Below are 3,044 nucleotides of genomic sequence, written 5' to 3' on the forward strand. Positions count from 1 at the left end.
TGCCTAGCAGCGTCCTACTCTCGCAGGGAAACCCCAACTACCATCGGCGCTGGAGAGCTTAACTTCTGTGTTCGGCATGGGAACAGGTGTGGCCTCTCCGCCATCGCCACTAGACATGGAATGTTTACACATTCAAAACTGGATAGAAAAGTCATAGAACCGTTACACGCTTCATTTGTGAATAAGTCATCGATGGATTAGTATTCGTCCGCTACGTGTGTCACCACACTTACACGCCGAACCTATCAACCAGATCATCTCTCTGGCATCTAATGGGGAAATCTCATCTTGAGGGGGGCTTCATGCTTAGATGCTTTCAGCATTTATCCCGTCCATACGTAGCTACCCAGCTATGCCGTTGGCACGACAACTGGTACACCAGTGGTATGTCCATCCCGGTCCTCTCGTACTAAGGACAGCGCCTCTCAAATTTCCTACGCCCACGACGGATAGGGACCGAACTGTCTCACGACGTTCTGAACCCAGCTCGCGTACCGCTTTAATGGGCGAACAGCCCAACCCTTGGGACCGACTACAGCCCCAGGATGCGATGAGCCGACATCGAGGTGCCAAACCTCCCCGTCGATGTGAACTCTTGGGGGAGATAAGCCTGTTATCCCCGGGGTAGCTTTTATCCGTTGAGCGATGGCCCTTCCATGCGGAACCACCGGATCACTAAGTCCGTCTTTCGACCCTGCTCGACTTGTAGGTCTCGCAGTCAAGCTCCCTTTTGCCTTTACACTCTTTGAATGATTTCCAACCATTCTGAGGGAACCTTTGAGCGCCTCCGTTACTCTTTAGGAGGCGACCGCCCCAGTCAAACTGTCCATCTGACACTGTCTCCATACCGGTTTACGGTATCGGGTTAGAACCCCAAGTACACCAGGGTGGTATCCCACCAATGTCTCCACATAAACTGACGTTCATGCTTCATTGACTCCCACCTATCCTGTACAGGTGTACTCAAGATTCAATATCAAACTACAGTAAAGCTCCACGGGGTCTTTCCGTCCTGTCGCGGGTAACCAGCATCTTCACTGGTACTATGATTTCACCGAGCCTCTCGTTGAGACAGTGCCCAAATCGTTACGCCTTTCGTGCGGGTCAGAACTTACCTGACAAGGAATTTCGCTACCTTAGGACCGTTATAGTTACGGCCGCCGTTTACTGGGGCTTCAATTCGTACCTTCGCTTACGCTAAGCACTCCTCTTAACCTTCCAGCACCGGGCAGGCGTCAGCCCCTATACGTCACCTTTCGGTTTGGCAGAGACCTATGTTTTTGATAAACAGTCGCTTGGGCCTATTCACTGCGGCTGGCTGTTACACCAGCACCCCTTCTCCCGAAGTTACGGGGTCATTTTGCCGAGTTCCTTAACGAGAGTTCGCTCGCTCACCTTAGAATTCTCATCCCAACTACCTGTGTCGGTTTGCGGTACGGGCAGTCATACATTCGCTAGCAGCTTTTCTTGGCAGTGTGAATCTTGGGACTTCGTCTCATTCGACTCCCCATCATCGCTTGTACTTATACATGCCGGATTTGCCTAACATGAATACTTACGATTTAGACGTGCATAACCATCAGCACGATCCCTTCTCCTCCTGCGTCACCACTTCACTCAAACATGCATCACCGGTACAGGAATTTCTACCTGTTGTCCATCGCCTACGCTTATTGCCTCGGCTTAGGTCCCGACTTACCCAGAGCGGACGAGCCTTCCTCTGGAAACCTTAGTCATTCGGTGGACGGGATTCTCACCCGTCTTGCGCTACTCACACCGGCATTCTCACTTCTAAACGCTCCACATGTCCTCACGGTCATACTTCTCTGCATTTAGAACGCTCTCCTACCATTCTTTCGAATCCACAGCTTCGGTAATATGTTTAGCCCCGGTACATTTTCGGCGCAGCGTCACTTGACTAGTGAGCTATTACGCACTCTTTAAATGATGGCTGCTTCTAAGCCAACATCCTAGTTGTCTGTGCAACGCCACATCCTTTTCCACTTAACATATATTTGGGGACCTTAGCTGGTGGTCTGGGCTGTTTCCCTTTCGACAATGGACCTTATCACCCACTGTCTGACTCCCATACATCTCATCTATGGCATTCGGAGTTTGTCTGAACTCGGTAACCCGGGATGGGCCCCTCATCCAAACAGTGCTCTACCTCCACGATGATAATATGAGGCTATACCTAAATATATTTCGGAGAGAACCAGCTATCTCCAGGTTCGATTGGAATTTCACCCCTACCCACAACTCATCCGGTCACTTTTTAACGTAAGTCGGTTCGGTCCTCCATCCAGTGTTACCTGGACTTCAACCTGGTCATGGGTAGATCACCTGGTTTCGGGTCTACACACACATACTCTAGTCGCCCTATTCAGACTCGCTTTCGCTACGGCTCCACATTCGCTGCTTAACCTCGCATGTATGCGTAACTCGCCGGTTCATTATACAAAAGGCACGCCATCACCCATTAACGGGCTCTGACTACTTGTAAGCACACGGTTTCAGGTTCTATTTCACTCCCCTTCCGGGGTGCTTTTCACCTTTCCCTCACGGTACTGGTTCACTATCGGTCACCAAGAAGTATTTAGCCTTAGGAGATGGTCCTCCTAGATTCCGACGGGATTCCTCGTGTCCCGCCGTACTCAGGATACTTCTAGAGCGTTTAACGGTGTCGTGTACAGGACTGTTACCTCCTATGGTCGATCTTTCCAAATCGTTCCACTACCATTATTCGTCTCATATCGAAGTCCTACAACCCCGGATAAATCCGGTTTGGGCTCTTCCCCGTTCGCTCGCCGCTACTTAGGGAATCGATTTTTCTTTCTCTTCCTCTGGGTACTAAGATGTTTCAGTTCCCCAGGTCTACCTCTACTTAAGCTATGTATTCACTTAAGAGTAACATCTAATGATGTTGGGTTCCCCCATTCGGATATCTTCGGATCAACGCTTACTTACAGCTCCCCAAAGCATTTCGGTGTTTGTTCCGTCCTTCATCGGCTCTTGGTGCCAAGGCATCCACCGTGCGCCCTTCA

2 rRNA genes are annotated in these 3,044 nt (G+C 50.3%); both read right to left on the bottom strand.

The features are described from left to right. Position 1 precedes the first annotated feature (1 nt). Positions 2 to 114, bottom strand: a 5S ribosomal RNA gene (rrf, locus tag IEU51_RS09185). 62 nt (positions 115 to 176) lie between these two features. Continuing rightward, a 23S ribosomal RNA gene (locus IEU51_RS09190) occupies positions 177 to 3,044 on the bottom strand.

This window comes from Phocicoccus schoeneichii (assembly GCF_014635565.1).
GTDB lineage: Bacteria > Bacillota > Bacilli > Staphylococcales > Salinicoccaceae > Phocicoccus > Phocicoccus schoeneichii.